This is a genomic window from Kitasatospora griseola, from assembly GCF_014648555.1.
Taxonomy (GTDB): Bacteria; Actinomycetota; Actinomycetes; order Streptomycetales; family Streptomycetaceae; genus Kitasatospora; species Kitasatospora griseola.
This window is the reverse complement of record NZ_BMRI01000013.1, coordinates 74,777-89,452: the sequence shown is the minus strand read 5'-3', so window position 1 is coordinate 89,452 and position 14,676 is coordinate 74,777. Positions and strand designations below refer to the sequence as shown.

The window sequence follows — 14,676 nt, the reverse complement described above, 5'->3', positions numbered from 1 at the left end:
GACAGTGCCAGCGGCGTCGTGGAGCCGGAGCTGAGTCGAAGGTCGAGGACGAACTCGCCGGGCCGGTCGGCGCCGAGACGCTGGTAGCCGTAGGCGGACAGCAGCAGGGCCGGTCCTGGCGATCCGTCGACGGTGAGCTCGGCGGGCGCGGTCGGGAAGCGGTGGTAGCCGCGCGTTCCGCACCGGCTGCCGGTGAACACGCCGCCGCCGGGCAGCGCACGGTCCGTGGACGGAGCGGGGCTGCCGGGGCCGCGGCCCGCGCGGGCCAGTTGCGGGGTGTGGGCGCGCTGCGGTTCGAACAGCACCCCGCCGACCACCAGCAGGACGATCAGCAGCCCGAGCGCCACCGTCCACTGCTCGCCCCGGCTGAGCGAGCCGAACCGGCGCAGCCGTCCGAAGCGGCCGGTGGGGTAGGGGCGTTGGTCCTGGTCGGGGCGCGGGGACCGGCTGCGGAACGGGGGGTGGAAGCGGCGACGGGCCCGTCCGCCGCGGGCCGAGGCGGCCGTGCCCGGCGACCAGCGGCGGCCGCCCGGGTCGACCGGCGGCTCGTGGCGCCAGCGTTCGGCCAGCATTCGGGCCCGCGCGGACGGCTCGCTCACGGTGGCGGAGCGGACGAACTCCTCGTCCAGGACCAGACCTTCGAACGGGTCCGGCGGCTCGATGGCATCGGGCGGGCGATGGTCGGACATTGCGCCAGTATGCCTGCCGCCGAGGACATTGCGGGGCTATGTTTTCGATCACGGACGCCGCCGTCCCCGGGAGGGCCCCGGGCTGCCGCACGTCCAGGAGGACGCTCGCCATGCCGCAGATCCTGATCGACCACTCGCCCGGCATCGACTTCGACGCGACGGCGTTCGCCAAGGAGGTCCACCAGCTGATCCCCGAGGTGATCGACACCGCCACGGCCGACTGCAAGACGCTGGTGCGACCGGCCGCCACTCACCTGGTCGGTGACGGTTCGTCGGGCGAGGCGGTCGTACTCGTCGAGATCAAGATTCTGGCCGGGCGGAGCGTCGAGGCCCGCAGCGAGCTGTCCGTGCGGGTCACCGATCTGCTGCGCTCGCACATTCGGGTGCCGGCCGCGTTCTGCGTCCAGGTGAGCGAGCTGGAGCGGGAGACCTACGTGTTCGTCCACCACGCCGGGCACTGAGCCGGTCAGGGGAGGGGCGCCTGCCCGGGGCCAGGACGGAGTGATTCGTCTCGGCCTCGGGGGAGACCGGTCGAGCGGGAGAGGGCTGAGTCGCCGTCAGAGGCCGGGCGAGGATTCATCGAGGTGCAGGGGGTCGGTTCCGGCCGGGCGGGGCGGCTGTTCGGCGGCGCGGGCGAGCCGGAGGAACAGGGGCGGCAAGGCCAGTTCGCTGACGGTCAGGGCCAATTGGAACCAGTGCGGCCAGCCGTGAACGGCGAGTGAGAGGATCCGCCCGACGGCGCCCAGGAGCAGGATGCCGGCCAGCAGGCGTACGGAAGTCGCGCGGATCGGAGTCTGTCGGGCCGCGTGGAGCCAGGCGAGGCCGTAGCCGGCGAAGACCGCGCCGAAGAACCGGCCGAGGCTGTCCACGGTCGCGTCGGCCGAACTCTCGCCAGGGATCGCGGCGTTGCCGAGCAGGACGTGGAACAGTCCGATCGCCGTGCAGGCGTACCCCATGGCCAGCATGAGCCCCCGTAGTGCCTCGACCTTGGTCATGACAGTGCCACCCCCGGTCAGTAGCGCCGATCGGCGCTAGTAGACATGTGTCAACCAGTGGTGTCAGGCTACGCGCCGTTAGTAGACGCGTGTCAAGTAGCATGAACGGATGCCTCCCCGTCAACGACTCAGTCCGGCCGACCGCCGCGCCCAACTTCTCGCCGTCGCCGCACAGTTCTTCGCCGCGCACGCGTACGACGAGGTGCTCATGGAGGATGTCGCCGAGCGCGCCGGTGTCTCCCGTGCGCTGCTCTACCGGCACTTCCCGAGCAAGCGCGACCTGTTCGCGGCGCTGTACCAGCAGGTCGCCGAGCAGCTCCTCGCCAAGACCCGGTTCGACCCTGCCGACTCGCTGGTCGAGCAGCTCACCGAGGGGCTGGACGCGCACATCGAGTACTTCGCGGAGAATCGCAACACCGTGCTGGCGGCGAACCGGGTGCTGGCCGGCGACCGGCTGGTACAGACGATCATGGCCGACGAGCTCGACGCCCTGCGCGAGCGGCTGCTCGGCGTGCTCCCGCCCACCGACGGTCGGACCCGGGAGGCCGTGTCGGGAGTCCTGAAGAGTTGGCTGGTGTTCGTCCAAGTCCTGTGCGTCGACTGGCTGATCAAACCGAACTGCACCAGGGTCGAACTGCGCGACGTGTGCATCGGCGCGGTGCTGGGCGCGATCAGGCCCCTGCTCGACAAGGACCCCGCTCCGGACTGGCCCCGCTGAGCATGCGCGGAGAGGTCACGGCGGGCCGGCCGTACCCAGCTCCGCCGAGCGGTGGAAGAGGCCGCGCAGGCGGGACGGCGATGCGGGGACATCGCGGGCGCTGGCGGCCGGTGCGGGGAGGCCCTCCAGCGGGGTGTCCCACTCGATCAGTCGGGCCGGTACCCAGGTGACGGGCTTGGTGTCGTTGCGTACGTTGGCCCAGGCGGCGACGCGTTCGGCGGAGTGGCGGTCGGGGAGCAGGCCACGGTCGTCGGTGTGCACCCCGAGCTCGCGAACGGCGTCGGAGTAGAGGTCGTTGCAGAGCCAGGTGTGCACCCATCCCATGTCATAGCCGATCACCTCCCAGCCGAGTCCGGTCCCGCCTTCGGTCGGTTGTGGGGCGGGTGCGCGACGGTTCTCGTCGAGGTGGGCGAGCAGGACCGGTTGGTGCATGCCGGAGGCACGGATGTCGGCGACGAAGCCGGCGACGTGGTCGGCGGGGATCAGCAGGGCGTACAGGCGGGCCGCGGCCGGTACCGGGAGCAGCGCGCAGGCCGCGCGGGCCTCCTCGGCGGTGGCGAACCAGCTGTCGTCCTCGGGGAGTTGGTCGATCAGGCAGGCGGAGGCGGTGGTCAGTCGCTCGGTCGGGGGCAGGTTCCCGCCCTTCATTGGCTCGGGGACGGCCACGAACCAGCCGGCGAGGAGGGTGTCGGGCGGGATCGGTCGGGACTGGTGATTCGGCGTCATGGAGGTTCCCGGGTAGCGGAGTCGGTGGCGGTGGTGCGTCGCCCGGCGAGCCGGAGGAGGTGGCCGGGAAGGTGCTCTTCCAGCCCGTGGCCGAGGTGGACGAGGTGGGCGTGAAATCCGCGGGGGCGTCCCGGTGGTGCGACGCGTACACGCCCCGGGCGTCCGACCGGCGGTGGCGACCGGGTCGGCCCGTGCGCGGATCCGGCCTCGGTCCTGCCGCCGCTCGCGTACCGCCGGGACGGTCCCGTGCTCGTCGCCGTCCACGGCGAGACCGCCGCGACCGAAGACGCGGCCGCTCGGCAGGTCGTGGGTGTGCGCCAGGTGGGGCCGGCCGGCGGTGGAGGAACTCCCGCTTGTCCAGCGGCTCGTGGTCGTCGTCGTGGGCGAGGTGGAGGGGCGTGTCCTGGCGGACCGGTTGTCTGCCCTCGGTACCGGCGCCGCAGATTGGGCCGGTTGCGCCGATTGCAGTCCTCCCGGCACCCGCCGAAGCCGTCCGGGAGAGGGTGCTCGGCGATCAACCGGCGGGTTCCAGTAGTACACCGGTGAGGCTCCGCTCTTCGCTCGGTCACGTCGGTCGGTCGCAGTCGAAAACCTTCGACCGTATCGAAGAGCCGCGCCGCACAGCAAGCGAGTCGGTGCTACGCGTACTTCAGGAGGAGTTCGAGCATCCCCGGGTCCTGGTGGGTGAAGCCCAGGCCGGGTCGGCCGCGGTCGAGTTGGGCGATGGCGGTCATCTCGTCGGCGGTGAGCCGGAAGTCGAAGACGGCGAGGTTCTGGCGCAGCCGTGCGGGGTCGGTGCTCTTGGCGACCAGGGGGATGACGCGCTGGAGCAGCCAGCGCAGCACGATCTGCGGGATCGACCTGCCGTGGGTGGCGGCGATGTGCTGGAGGACGGGGTGGGAGTACAGATCGGGGTTGCCCTGGGCGAGTGGGCCCCAGGCCTGGAGGACGGTGCCGTGCCGGTCCTGCACGGCCTTGGCCTCGTCCTGCTGGTGGAACGGGTGGACCTCGCGCTGGTTGACGGCGGGCACGACGCGGTGATGGGTGATCAGGTCGAGGTAGCGGTCGGAGTAGAGGTTGGAGACGCCGATGGCCCGGACGCGGCCCTTGTCGAGGAGTTCCTCCATGGCCCGCCAGGCCCCGTAGTAGTCGTTGAACGGCTGGTGCATCAGATACAGGTCGAGGTGGTCGAGGCCCAGGTTGTCGAGGGAGATCTCGAACGCCCGCCTGGTCTTCTCGTAGCCGTAGTCCTTGAACCACAGCTTGGTGGTCACGAACACCTCGTCGCGCGGAATGCCGTGGGACCGCAGGGCCGCGCCGACGGCCTTCTCGTTGTAGTAGCGGGACGCCGTGTCGATCAGCCGGTAGCCGGCGTCGAGCGCGGCGGGGACGGTCCGGGCGACCTCCTCGGCGGTCATCCGGAAGACGCCCAGGCCGATGCCCGGCGGCTGCACGCCGTTGTTCAGGGTGATGAATTCCATCGTCTCTCCTCGGTTCGGTGGTGCGGCTCAGCCAACTCCGGGCAGCCGTGCGGTGGGAGGCCGCGTCGTGAGGGGTACTGGCAGGGACCCTCACCGCGGGCGGAGGCTGCCTAGGCTGGCGGGCATGGACAACCGGGAAGAAGCCGCCGCGTTCCTGCGCTCCCGCCGCGACCGGATCACCCCCGAGCAGGCGGGGCTGCCGGTGTACGGCCTGCGGCGGGTGGCGGGGCTGCGCCGCGGTGAGGTCGCGATGCTCGCCGGGGTCAGCGTCGAGTACTGCACCCGGCTGGAGCGCGGCAACCTGAAGGGCGTCTCCGGCAGTGTCCTGGACGCCGTCGCGCTGGCGCTGCGCCTGGACGACACCGAACGCATGCACCTGTACGACCTGGCCCGTGCCGCCGGCGGCCCGGCAACTCAGTGACGGGCAGCGCGAGGTGACGCTGCGTCGGCGGTGCGGCCTAGCGTGCGGCGGATCATCGAGGGCATGCCGGACCTGCCGGCCTTCGTGACCAACGACCGCCTCGACGCGCTGGCCGCCAACCCGCTCGGCCGGGCGCTGTTCGCCCCGATGTTCGCAGACCCGACCCGTTCGCCGAACACCGCCCGCTTCGCCTTCCTCGACCCCGCCTCCCGCCGGTTCTACGTCGACCGGGAACGCGTCACGCGCGACGCGGTCGGCGTGCTGCGGGTCGCCGCGGGCAAGAACCCGCACGACCCGGAGCTGATCCGGCTGAGAGGTGAACTGTCCACCCGCAGCGAAGAGTTCCGCAGCTTTTGGGGTGCCCGTGACGTGCACGTCTTCCGGCAGGGCGTCAAACGCTTCCGGCACCCGGTGGTCGGTGAGCTGGAGCTCGACCACGAGAGCATGCTGCTCCCGGGTGACGACAGGCTGAGCGTGGTCGTCTACGGCGCCGCGCCGGGCAGCGCCGCCACCGACGCGCTCACCCTGCTCGCCAGTTGGTCCGCAACGGCCGGTCGGGAGAAGCGGCTCGACGCGCCGTCGGGGTGAGCGGCGTCACATCGGGATGCTGTCAGCAATCGGTGCGCCGCCCCGTTCAGAGGGCACGCGAACCAGAAGGAGCACCCTCATGAGGCACCGCATCGTCGTCCTCGGCGCCGGCTACGCCGGAGCCTTCGCCGCCGGAAACCTGGCCCGCAGGCTGTCCGCCGACGACATCGAGATCACCGTGGTCAACGCCGCCCCCGAGTTCGTCGAGCGGATGCGGATGCACCAGCTCGCCAGCGGCCACCGGGTCGAATTCCGCCCGCTCACCGAGATGTTCGCGGACACCGGCGTGCGGGTGCGGGTGGCCCGCGTCACCGGCCTGGACCCCGAGCGCCGGACCGCCGCCGTCACCGGCGAGGACGGCGACGACGAACTCGAGTACGACACCCTGCTGTACGCGCTCGGCAGCACCGTGGACCGGCACGGCGTCCCCGGCGTGGCCGAGCACGGGTACGACGTCGCCGGCCTGCCCTCGGCGGTGCGGCTGCGCGAACGGCTGACCGAGCTCGGCGCGGGCGGCACCGTGCTGGTGGTGGGGGAGGGCCTGACCGGCATCGAGACCGCCGCCGAGATCGCCGAGGCCCGTCCTGACCTGAAGGTGGCGCTCGCCGCCCGCGGCGAACTCGGCGCCTGGCTCTCCCCGAAGGCCCGCCGGTACCTGCGCCGGTCCTACGCGCGGCTCGGCATCACCGTCCACGAGCACACCGCCGTCGAGGCCGTCGAGCCCGGCCGGGCGATCGCCGCCGGCGGCAGCGCGCTGCCCGCCGAAGTCACCGTCTGGACGGCCGGTTTCGCGGTGAATCCGCTGGCTGCGGCGAGCGGCCTGGAGGTCGCGGCGGACGGCCGGATCGCGGTCGACCGCACCATGCGCTCCGTCTCGCACCCCGACATCTATGTCGCCGGGGACAGCGCCCACGCGATCGGCGTGAACGGCCGCCCGCTGCCGATGTCCTGCGCGTCGGCCGGCCTCACCGCCCTCCAGGCCACCTCCGCGATCATCGCGCGGCTGACGGGCCGTGAGGTCCCGGTCTCCGGGCTGAAGTACTACGGCAACCACATCAGCCTCGGGCAGCGGGACGCGCTCGTGCAGATGGTGGACGGCGAGGTCCGCTCCAAGTCCTGGTACCTGGGCGGCCGGACCGCGGTGCAGTTCAAGGCGGGCGTCCTGAAGGGCTCCGTGTGGACCATCGCCCACCCGACCTACGGCCTGCCCAAGCGCAGGCGCCACCTGGCAACCGTCCTCGCGCAGCGCCCCACGCAGGCCCCCGCGCCGAAGTCCGTGCGGAGCGCCGCCTAAGTTGCTGTGCATGGACAGCGTCGCCGTCGACCGCTTCGAGGCCAGCCGGGGCCGGCTGGCCTCGCTGGCGTACCGTCTGCTGGGCTCGGCCGCCGATGCCGAGGACGCCGTGCAGGACGCGTTCCTGCGCTGGCAGGCCGCCGATCGCGACCGCATCGAGGTGCCCGAGGCATGGTTGACCCGGGTGGTCACCAACCTCTGCCTGGACCAGCTCCGTTCGGCCCGCGCCCGGCACGAGCAACCCGTCGGCGACCTGCTGCCCGAGCCGCTGCTGCAGGGCGATCCGATGCTCGGCCCCGCCGACACCTTCGAACAGCGCGAGTCGGTGTCGCTGGCCGTGCTGACGGTGATGCAGCGCCTCACGCCGGTCGAACGGGCCGCGTACGTGCTGCGCGAGGCGTTCTCCTACCGGCACGCCGAGATCGCCGGGATGCTCGACATCAGCGAGGCCGCGAGCCAGCAGCACGTCCACCGGGCCCGCCGCCGGGTCGCCGCCGAACACCGCGGCGGTGGCGCGGAGACCGACCCGGCGGCCGCGCGCCGGGTGGTCGAGGAGTTCCTGAGCGCCGCCGCCTCCGGGCGGGTCGACCAGCTGGTGGCGATGCTCACCGACGACGCCGCCATGGTCTCGGACGGCGCCGGGCTGGCGAAGCGGCTGCTGCGGTTCACCGGCCGGGAGCAGATCGCCACGGCCGCGCGGGCCGGCTTCCGGCCCACCCCTGCCAAGATCCGGCTGGCCGGCGGTGCGCCCGTGCTGCACATCGCGCAGGTCAACGGCGCGCCGGCGGTGGTCGCGGTGGTCAACGGCCGGGTGCGGGGCGTCGTGGTGCTGGAACTGCGCGACGGCAAGGTCGCCCGCCTGTGCGGAATCGCCGCAGCGGACCGGCTGGCCCGGATCGACGCGGCCTGGCAGCGGCTCGACGTCGTGCCGCCAGTGGCCGCCGCCTGGTGACAGGAGGCCGGGCTTGACCTTGACCCGAGGTCAAGCCCGACGCTGAAGGCATGACGGAGAACGCGAACACGACGTCCCACAAGGCTGCCTGGTCCGGATCGGTTCCGGTGGAGGACACGGCGCTGGCCGTCACCGACACCGGCGGCCCCGGGCAGCCCGTGGTCTACCTCAACGGCTCCTACGCCACGCAGCGGAACTGGCGGCACGTCATCGCCGAACTCGGCGACGGCTACCGGCACATCACCTTCGACGAACGCGCCCGCGGCCGCTCGGGGCAGTCCGCCGACTACTCGTTCGCGGCCTGCCTGCGCGACATCGACGCCGTACTGGACGCCACCGGGGTGCGGCGGCCGCTGCTGGTCGGCTGGTCCTACGGCGCGGCACTGGCCCTGCACCGGAGCACCCGCAACCCGGACCGGACGGCCGGCGCGGTGATGGTCGACGGCGGCTACCCCTGGGACTACCTGGCTACCGGCGCCGGCCTCGGCGGCACCGAGGAAGGGCTGACGGCGATGCGCGCCACCCTCGACCCGATCCTCGCCCGCAATCCGCACGTGCAGGTCAGTGCCACCGTGCCGAGCAAGCACACCACCGTCGTGCGCAAGGACTTCCGGGCGATCGCCACCGCCGTCCGGGAGGTCTGCGAGGTCCGCGAGGTCCGCGCGGGCGGGGTTTGTCAGGAGGTCGCGCAGTGAGGTTCTCCGACGGGATGACAGACGGGATCACCATCGGCCGGGCCGCCGCGTTCGCCGGCATCACGGTGAAGACCATCCGGGTCTACCACCGCAGCGGCCTGGTCGAGGAACCCCGCCGCGACAGCTCCGGCTACCGGCGCTACGGCACCGCCGAACTGCTGCGCCTGGTCCAGGTCCGCACTCTGGCCGGGGCGGGCGTCCCACGGGCCGAGATCGGCCCGATCCTGGACGCCGAGGGAGCGGACTTCACGACCGCGCTCGACCGGGTCGAGGAGAACCTCACCCGGCGGATCGAGGAACTGACCGCCCGCCGCGCCACGTTGCGCCGCCTGACCACCGGCGACCGGGTGCTGCTGTCCGACCGGGCGTGCGCCATCCTCGACCGGATGCCCGGACTGGGCTTCTCCGCCGAGGACGTGACCACCGCCCGGGAGGGCCTGATCCTGGTCCGTGCCCTGATGCCGGAAGGCTTCGACGACTACCTTGCGCAGATCGAGCACGGCCTCGACGACCCCCGGCACGTCGCCCTGATCAAACTCACCTGGAGCGCCGGCAACTGGCCCGCCACCGACCCCCGGATCGAGGAACTCGCCGAGGAGATGGCGCGGCACTTCCTCGCCGACCCCTCCCTGCTGCCCACCTTGACGGGTCTTCGGGAGACGGACGACGCCGCCACCCGGCGCGACCTGCTCACCCACCACGGGGAGGACGACCGCCCCGGCTGGGCCGGGCTCACCGCGCTGATCCAGCAGAAACTGCGCGCGGCCGGCACCGAACTGCCCTGACGGCCGCCCGCCGACCGAGCCGACCCGCCATGGGGCCCGTGACCTGCGGGTCGGGGCGGCGGGGTGCTCCGCTGTTCGCGGGTCGTCCTGGATCGGGAACAATCGGCGCCGTGCCCGACTCACCGAACCCCGCCGAACTCTCCGCCGCCCAACTGACGGAGCACGCCTGGCAACGCCTGCGCGCGGAGGCAGCCGCACTGGAACTGCCCTGGGCCGCGGCCTACCGACAGCTGGTCGAAGCCGCGCACGCCGAGCCGGCGCTGCACGCCCTGTACCCCTTCACCAGCCATTGGGCGCTGCGCTTCTCCGCCACCACCGGGCCCGCGATGTCCGTCGTCGGGCCGGTCTTGTCGGTGGCCGGCGACGGCGTGTTCGAGGTGGGCACCGGCATCGTCGTCCCCAACCTCGGCCGGTTCGCCACCGCGCGCGAGGCCGTGGCGTGCGCCGTCCGTGAACTCCCGCCCGACCTCGGTCCGGTGACACTGGGCACTCCGTTGCGGCCGTGGGCCGACGGGTAGTCTGCCCGGCATGTTCGAGTACCACGGCTGGATCACCGTCCGGGAGCGCGCCGACGCGGAGAACGAGGAGGCCCGGGCGCACGCCGACGAGTTCGTCTTCCTGGCTCGGCTGACGGGCCGTCAGGGGCGGCGGGCCAGGAGGACGAACTCGCGGCCCGGGCGGTCGGGTGCGTCGCGGACCTCGCGGAGGTCGAAGCCGGCGGCTCGAAGGTCGGCGGCCAGCTCGTCGTGCTCGCGGAAGCGCAGCGTGGAGTCGGAGGTGAGGTGTGCTCCGTCCGAGGCGAAGACGTAGTGCGAACGGAAGGTCACCAGTGGGCCGGTGACGCCCAGCAGGCTCAGCCAGGCCTCCACCCGGCCGACCTCCGGCAGGTCGGCGATCTGGTGGGTGGCGTCCCGGGTCCAGCTCTCCCAGGCGCGACGGGACGGGTCGCGGGTCTCGAACACCAGGTGGCCGCCCGGGCGCAGCGCCGCGTGGACGCCCCGCAGGGTGGCGAGCCAGTGCGCGGGGTCGGTGATCGCCTGGGCGACGTTGGCCGTCATGGTGACCAGGTCGACCTGCAGCGGGGGCAGTTCGGTCGCGTCGCCGCAGATCCAGCGAACGCCGTCGCCGCCCGGCTTGGCCCGGGCCACCGCGACGGACGCCGCCGCCGGGTCCACTCCTGTCACCTCGATGCCGCGCTCCGCGAGCAGCAGGGCGAACACGCCGGTGCCGCAGCCCAGATCGAGGACGCTGCGCGCGTCGAGCTCGGCGGCCAGGCGGAGGTAGGGGAGCAGGTCGGAGCGGTCCGGGTCCAACGCGTCGTAGAGCGCGGCCAGTCGGGGATCGGTGAAGCACTCGTCGGCCATGGGGCGAGGGTACGTCCGGCGGGCGGTCGGGCACCTCGGGTTTTCGCCCGGAGTCCGGAAAACCCGTTGCTGCCGGGACGGGCGTTGCATACGGTGTGCGGGTGAACACCGGAACGGCCATGAGCCACGCACGGATCGGTGACCCGGTGGGCGGCTGACGCCGCCCCGGGCGCCCTCGGGGCGCCCGTCGGTTCGGGGACCGCCCGGTCCTGGGAGCAGTTCTTCTCCCAGACCGACCAGGCCGTCTTCAACACCCCCGACCCGGAACGAGGTTCACCCGAAGCCATGCCCGCCGCTTTCAACCACACCATCATCCCCGCCACCGACCGCGTCGTCTCCGCGCGCTTCTACCGCGAGCTGCTGGAGGCCGAACAGGCCCCGTCCTGGGGGCCGTTCACCAATCTGACGCTGGCCGACGGCGTGCTGCTCCAGTTCGCCGAGCCGCCGGTGGAGATCCAGAGCCACCACTACGCGTTCCTGGTCGACGACGAGCACTTCGACCGTGCCTACGCGCTGCTGTGCGAGCGCGGGATCCCGCACTGGGCCGACCCGCAGATGAAGCGCCCCGGCGAGACCAACACCGAGCACGGCGGGCGCGGCGTCTACCTGCTCGACCCGGCCGGCCACGGCCTGGAACTGATCACCCGGCCCTACTTGTAAAACGGTGCAGGCGGTCGGCGGCGCGGATGCGAGGATGAGCCGATGGACCATCAGGATCTGCGCGCAGCCCTCGCGGAGCTGCAACTCACCGTCGCCCCGCAGCTGGACGCCGACTGGAGCGTTCCGGCCGGCGGGCTGGAGTGGTCGTGCCAGGAGACCCTGGCGCACATCGGCCACGACCTGCTCGCCTACGCCGGCCAGTTGGCGGCCCGTCCCGCCGACCGCTACCTGCCCTTCGACCTGACGGTCCGTCCGGGCACCGACCCCGCCACCACGCTGCAGATCGCGCTGGCCTGCGGCGAACTCCTCGCACTTGCGCTGGCCGCCGCCGACCCCGCCGTGCGGGCCTGGCACTGGGGCCCGGCGGACCCCAGTGGCTTCGCCGCGATGGGCGTCGCCGAGATCCTGCTGCACACCCACGACATCGCCACCGGCCTCGGCCTCGACCGGACCCCGCCGCCCGCCCTGTACGCCGCCGTGCTGGCCCGGCTGTTCCCCGACGCGCCGGCCGGCGACCCGGTCCGGGTGCTGCTGTGGTGCACCGGGCGCGGCGAACTGCCGGGCCTGGCCCGGCGCGAGTCCTGGGGCTGGAAGGCGGCGCTGCCCGCCTGATCCGGCAGGGCCGGACGGCGAGCGCAGACGGGATCGTCAGGAGGGCGTCGGGACCATGCGGTGGAGACCCTTGCGGTCGTAGTAGGAGGTCATCGCGAAGCCGAACACCAGCGCCACCACGAACCCCACCGCGATCATCACCCAGGCGCGGGTCAGTCCCGCGTCCGCCTGCGCGTCGAAGTACAGGATCGCCCGCACCCCGCCCGCGACCTGCCGCATCGGCTCGAACGCGCCGAGGAAGCGGTAGAAGGACGGGGTGGCCTGGAGCGGGATCGTCGCGCCGGAGGACGGCAGGGCGAGTGCGATGAAGACGAACATCGCCACCAGCTGGCCGAGCGAGCCGAAGGCCGCGTTGATCGCCTGCACGCCCAGGCCCACCGTGACGCAGGCGGCGAACGAGAACACCCAGAGCAGCGGCAGGTGCGGGGCGTCCATGCCGAGGATGCCGATCGTCGCCAGCATGATCATCGTGGTGGTGACGACGGACAGCCCCGCCGTCATCCCCATCTTCACCAGCAGGGTCTGCGTCCGGTTGATCGGCACCGTCGGCCGGCGCGAATGCCACGGCCCGATCTCGCTGTCCGCGTAGCCGAGCGCCGTGTCCACCCCGTTGTGCACCAGGTTGGCGCTCAGGAACCCGGCCAGCACCAGCAGCAGCGTGTAGTAGAAGGCGCTCAGGCCGAGCCCCGTGTGCCGGGCGATCGGATGCCCCTGCTGCACCTGCACGTCCACCGGGTCGGCCAGCAGCAGCCGCGCCGTCGCCGGGGCGTTCGGCGCCGCGGCCGTCAGTTGCCTGCCGATCTCCGTCGAGGACCGGTGCGCCGCCTGCTGGGTGATCTGGCTCGCCAGCGAGGACGCCAGCGAGCCCGTGCCCGGATTGGTCAGCGCCAACAGCACCGGGCGGGCCGAGGCCTGATCGGTCGTCAGCGCGGCCACCGTGCGGGAGAAGTCCTCCGGGACCACCAGCGCCCCGTACACCCGGCCCGAGGCCAGCTGCTCCTGGGCCTGCGCGCGGTTCACCCGCTGCCACTGCACCTGGCCCGGCGGCGTCCCCGCCGCCACCGCGTCCGTCACCTGTGCGCCCAGCGGCGCGGACTGCCCGGGCAGCGGCGGGCCGGCGTCCGCGTCCACCAGCGCGATCGGCATCCGGTGCAGGTGCTCCGACGGGGTCAGGATGCCGCCCATGTACAGCAGCGAGAGCACCAGCGCGACCAGCGCGCTCAGCACCCCCGGGATCAGCCACAGCTTCCACCGGCGCAGCACCTGCCCCGCGCGGGCCTGCGGGGGAACTCCGGTTGCCATGCCACTCCACCCAGTCGCCCGACGCCCTCCCGGCGCTCGGACCGGGGTCTCCGACGAGGCTAGGGCGCGGTCGGGTCGCGGCGGCCGCGACACCGGCGGCGCTCACCCCAACGGGCCAGCCCGAAGGGTTCGCTAGGGTGGGCGCCATGGACGATCAGGCATCGACGGACGAGCAGGTCACGGCACCGCTCGGGAACTTCCCCGAGGTACGGCTGGCGGTGGACGCCGTCGCCGAACTGGCCGGGCCGGTGGCCGAGGCGCTGAAGCAGTGGGACGCCGAACTCGCCCGCTCCGTGCGGTACGTGGACACCGACCCGGAACTCGCCGACACCGCCGTGTTCTGCGCCGCGTACGACGTCGCCGTCGAGGCGTCCGCGAACTGCGTGGTGGTCGCCGCCAAGCGCGGCGGCGAGACCACCCTGGCCGCCGGAGTGGTGCTGGCCACCACCCGGCTCGACGTCAACAAGGCGGTGCGCGGTCACCTCGGCGCGCGCAAGGCCTCGTTCGCGCCGATGGACACCGCGGTCGGCGAGAGCGGCATGGAGTACGGCGGCATCACCCCCGTCGGCCTGCCCGCACACTGGCCACTGCTGATCGACGCCGCCGTCGCGGCCACCCCGTGGGTGCTGATCGGCAGCGGACGGCGGCGCGGCAAGCTGATCCTGCCCGGCTCGGCACTGGCCGCACTGCCCGGCGCGCAGGTGCTGGACGGGCTGGCCGGCTGATCCCGGGCGGCGGGAACATCGGGCCGCGGGAACACCGGGCGGCGGGAACACCGGGCGGCGGGAACACCGGGTGCCGGGAACACCGGGCGGGCGGCGGCGGTTGGACCGGATGGTCCCCGCCGGGCGGTGCCCGGGCGGGCGGGCCACGCACCGCACCAGGGGTGCGGACACCCCACGCGAGGAGTGAGAACGAGATGACCACGGACCGGGCTGTCCTGGCCGGCGGATGCTTCTGGGGCATGCAGGACCTGATCCGCAAGCTCCCAGGCGTCCAGTCGACCCGTACCGGCTACACCGGCGGCGAGAACGCGCACGCCACCTATCGCAACCACCCCGGCCACGCCGAGGCGCTGGAGATCGTCTACGACCCGGAGCGGATCAGCTACCGCACGCTGCTGGAGTACTTCTTCCAGATCCACGACCCGAGCACCGTGGACCGGCAGGGCAACGACATCGGCAGCAGCTACCGCTCCGCGATCTTCTACGGCGACGAGCAGCAGCGCGCCACCGCGCTCGACACCATCGCCGACGTCGACGCGAGCGGCCTGTGGCCCGGAAAGGTCGTCACCGAGGTGACACCGGTGGCCGAATTCTGGGAGGCCGAGCCCGAGCACCAGGACTACCTGGAGCACTACCCCAACGGCTACACCTGCCACTTCCCGCGGCCCG

19 protein-coding genes are annotated in these 14,676 nt (G+C 72.8%); 13 read left to right on the top strand and 6 right to left on the bottom strand.

Annotation, left to right across the window (positions count from 1 at the left end; all coding sequences use genetic code 11):
* Positions 1-689: SCO2583/SCO2584 N-terminal domain-containing protein (locus IEZ12_RS18530; RefSeq protein ID WP_189273090.1), on the bottom strand; the 689-nt coding region annotated here is incomplete at its 3' end.
* Positions 690-799: 110 nt separating this feature from the next.
* Here IEZ12_RS18530 and IEZ12_RS18525 point away from each other — a divergent pair.
* On the top strand, positions 800-1,150 hold the full coding sequence (locus IEZ12_RS18525) for a 5-carboxymethyl-2-hydroxymuconate Delta-isomerase (RefSeq protein ID WP_100584227.1): 351 nt from the start codon (positions 800-802) through the stop codon (positions 1,148-1,150).
* A 96-nt stretch (positions 1,151-1,246) separates the two neighbouring features.
* Here the strand turns inward: IEZ12_RS18525 and IEZ12_RS18520 are convergent, their stop codons facing one another.
* Positions 1,247-1,684: a DUF4345 domain-containing protein gene (locus IEZ12_RS18520; RefSeq protein ID WP_189272986.1), complete on the bottom strand. Its 438-nt coding sequence runs from the start codon at positions 1,682-1,684 to the stop codon at positions 1,247-1,249.
* A gap of 109 nt (positions 1,685-1,793) precedes the next feature.
* On the opposite strand from IEZ12_RS18520, the gene IEZ12_RS18515 reads away from it, so the two are divergent.
* A complete protein-coding gene (locus IEZ12_RS18515; protein WP_189272985.1) occupies positions 1,794-2,402 on the top strand; it encodes a TetR/AcrR family transcriptional regulator in 609 nt (202 codons plus the stop codon).
* A gap of 15 nt (positions 2,403-2,417) precedes the next feature.
* On the opposite strand, the gene IEZ12_RS18510 is transcribed toward IEZ12_RS18515, so the two are convergent.
* Positions 2,418-3,128: a hypothetical protein gene (locus tag IEZ12_RS18510; protein WP_189272984.1), complete on the bottom strand. Its 711-nt coding sequence runs from the start codon at positions 3,126-3,128 to the stop codon at positions 2,418-2,420.
* 638 nt (positions 3,129-3,766) lie between these two features.
* Positions 3,767-4,609: an aldo/keto reductase gene (locus tag IEZ12_RS18505; protein ID WP_189272983.1), complete on the bottom strand. Its 843-nt coding sequence runs from the start codon at positions 4,607-4,609 to the stop codon at positions 3,767-3,769.
* A gap of 124 nt (positions 4,610-4,733) precedes the next feature.
* Here IEZ12_RS18505 and IEZ12_RS40400 point away from each other — a divergent pair, with 124 nt between their 5' ends.
* The 7 genes from IEZ12_RS40400 to IEZ12_RS18475 all read left to right on the top strand — a co-directional run bounded on the left by IEZ12_RS40400 (position 4,734) and on the right by IEZ12_RS18475 (position 9,862).
* Positions 4,734-5,030 carry a helix-turn-helix domain-containing protein gene (locus IEZ12_RS40400; RefSeq protein WP_308431050.1) on the top strand — a complete coding sequence of 99 codons (297 nt, stop codon included), beginning with the start codon at positions 4,734-4,736 and terminating at the stop codon, positions 5,028-5,030.
* A 30-nt stretch (positions 5,031-5,060) separates the two neighbouring features.
* Positions 5,061-5,618: an MmyB family transcriptional regulator gene (locus IEZ12_RS40395; protein ID WP_308431049.1), complete on the top strand. Its 558-nt coding sequence runs from the start codon at positions 5,061-5,063 to the stop codon at positions 5,616-5,618.
* 79 nt (positions 5,619-5,697) lie between these two features.
* Positions 5,698-6,912, top strand: coding sequence for an NAD(P)/FAD-dependent oxidoreductase (locus IEZ12_RS18495; RefSeq protein WP_189272982.1), 1,215 nt, complete (start codon positions 5,698-5,700; stop codon positions 6,910-6,912).
* 10 nt (positions 6,913-6,922) lie between these two features.
* A complete protein-coding gene (locus IEZ12_RS18490; RefSeq protein ID WP_189272981.1) occupies positions 6,923-7,864 on the top strand; it encodes a sigma-70 family RNA polymerase sigma factor in 942 nt (313 codons plus the stop codon).
* A gap of 50 nt (positions 7,865-7,914) precedes the next feature.
* Positions 7,915-8,559, top strand: coding sequence for an alpha/beta fold hydrolase (locus tag IEZ12_RS18485; RefSeq protein WP_189272980.1), 645 nt, complete (start codon positions 7,915-7,917; stop codon positions 8,557-8,559).
* Positions 8,560-8,573: 14 nt separating this feature from the next.
* A complete protein-coding gene (locus IEZ12_RS18480; protein WP_189272979.1) occupies positions 8,574-9,344 on the top strand; it encodes a MerR family transcriptional regulator in 771 nt (256 codons plus the stop codon).
* Between the two features lie 110 nt (positions 9,345-9,454).
* Positions 9,455-9,862 (top strand): DUF6193 family natural product biosynthesis protein, encoded by a 408-nt coding sequence (locus tag IEZ12_RS18475; protein ID WP_189272978.1) that lies wholly within the window; start codon positions 9,455-9,457, stop codon positions 9,860-9,862.
* Positions 9,863-9,982: 120 nt separating this feature from the next.
* Here IEZ12_RS18475 and IEZ12_RS18470 read toward each other — a convergent pair whose 3' ends face one another.
* Positions 9,983-10,708, bottom strand: a complete 726-nt coding sequence (locus IEZ12_RS18470; RefSeq protein ID WP_189272977.1) for a class I SAM-dependent methyltransferase — start codon at positions 10,706-10,708, stop codon at positions 9,983-9,985.
* 285 nt (positions 10,709-10,993) lie between these two features.
* On the opposite strand from IEZ12_RS18470, the gene IEZ12_RS18465 reads away from it, so the two are divergent.
* Positions 10,994-11,368, top strand: a complete 375-nt coding sequence (locus tag IEZ12_RS18465) for a VOC family protein (protein WP_100584215.1) — start codon at positions 10,994-10,996, stop codon at positions 11,366-11,368.
* Between the two features lie 42 nt (positions 11,369-11,410).
* Positions 11,411-11,980, top strand: a complete 570-nt coding sequence (locus IEZ12_RS18460; RefSeq protein WP_189272976.1) for a maleylpyruvate isomerase N-terminal domain-containing protein — start codon at positions 11,411-11,413, stop codon at positions 11,978-11,980.
* 36 nt (positions 11,981-12,016) lie between these two features.
* Here IEZ12_RS18460 and IEZ12_RS18455 read toward each other — a convergent pair whose 3' ends face one another.
* Positions 12,017-13,282: a YhgE/Pip domain-containing protein gene (locus IEZ12_RS18455; RefSeq protein ID WP_189272975.1), complete on the bottom strand. Its 1,266-nt coding sequence runs from the start codon at positions 13,280-13,282 to the stop codon at positions 12,017-12,019.
* A gap of 146 nt (positions 13,283-13,428) precedes the next feature.
* Here IEZ12_RS18455 and IEZ12_RS18450 point away from each other — a divergent pair, with 146 nt between their 5' ends.
* Together IEZ12_RS18450 and msrA are read left to right on the top strand one after the other, a co-directional pair.
* The gene (locus tag IEZ12_RS18450) at positions 13,429-14,007 is read left to right on the top strand and encodes a YbaK/EbsC family protein (protein WP_189272974.1); all 579 of its coding nucleotides are present in this window, start codon (positions 13,429-13,431) and stop codon (positions 14,005-14,007) included.
* 194 nt (positions 14,008-14,201) lie between these two features.
* Positions 14,202-14,676: peptide-methionine (S)-S-oxide reductase MsrA (gene msrA / locus IEZ12_RS18445; protein WP_189272973.1), on the top strand; the 475-nt coding region annotated here is incomplete at its 3' end.